Source organism: Streptomyces sp. NPDC031274, from assembly GCF_055570235.1.
On sequence record NZ_JBVIHP010000522.1, the window covers coordinates 1 to 1,008 of the forward strand.

A 1,008-nucleotide genomic window follows, 5' to 3' on the forward strand; every position below is an offset into this window, starting at 1 on the left:
GCCCCCGAGACCCTTGCCCCCGAAACCCCTCCCGCCAACCTCTCCACCGGCCAACTCGACGACCATGCCCACCACATCCGCGAGCTCATCGTCCAGATGTGCACCGGCGGTGAAGGCGGCCACGTCGGCGGCTCCCTCTCCCTGGTCGACATCCTCGTCACCCTCTACTTCGACATCATGCGGATCGACCCCGAGCGGCCCGAAGACCCCGCGCGCGACTTGTTCATCCTCAGCAAGGGCCACGGCGCCATCGGCCTGTACGCCACCCTCGCGGCCCGCGGATTCCTCACCGAGGAACAACTCGCCACCTACGGCAGGCCCGGCAGCCTCCTGTCCGCCCACCCCACCCGCAAGGTCCGCGGCGTCGAGATGCCCACCGGTTCCCTCGGCCATGGCCTGCCCCTGGGCGTGGGCTTCGCCCTCAGCGCCCGCCTGGAGGGCACCGACCGCACCCACTACGTCGTCACCGGCGACGGCGAACTCCAGGAGGGCTCCAACTGGGAGGCCGCCATGGCCGCCGGCGCCAAGGGCCTGGACAACCTCGTCGCCATCGTCGACCGCAACGGGCTGCAGATCACCGGCACCACCGAACAGGTCCTGGGACTCGACCCGCTTGCCGCCCGCTTCCGCGCCTTCGGCTGGACCGCCCATGAAGTCGACGGCCACAACATCGGCGAACTGCGCGCCGTCCTGCGTACCCCGCCCGCCCCCGGCCGCCCCACGGTGATCATCGCCAACACCGTGAAGGGGCGCGGCATCTCCTTCATCGAAGGCCAGACCCGCTCCCACTACGCCCGCCTCGGTGAACCCCAGAAGAAGCGCGCACTGTCCGCCCTGCGCCGCAGCCGCCGCAAGGAGACCAGCTGATGACCCTCACCGCCCCGGAACAAACGGCAGCCCCCGCACAGCAGATACCCGTGGCGCCCGAGCCCTCAGCCCGTGAGGCCTACCGCGACCTGCTCGCCCGCCTCATGCCTGACAACGAGCAGCTGGTCTGCCTCGACAGCG

At 70.6% G+C, this 1,008-nt stretch carries 1 protein-coding gene; it reads left to right on the forward strand.

Going from position 1 to position 1,008, the window contains the following annotated elements:
* Window positions 1-867, forward strand: an 867-nt coding sequence (locus ACZ5CR_RS47655; protein WP_468870337.1) for a transketolase, incomplete at its 5' end; no start/stop codon positions are given.
* Between the last annotated feature and the right edge of the window lie 141 nt (window positions 868-1,008).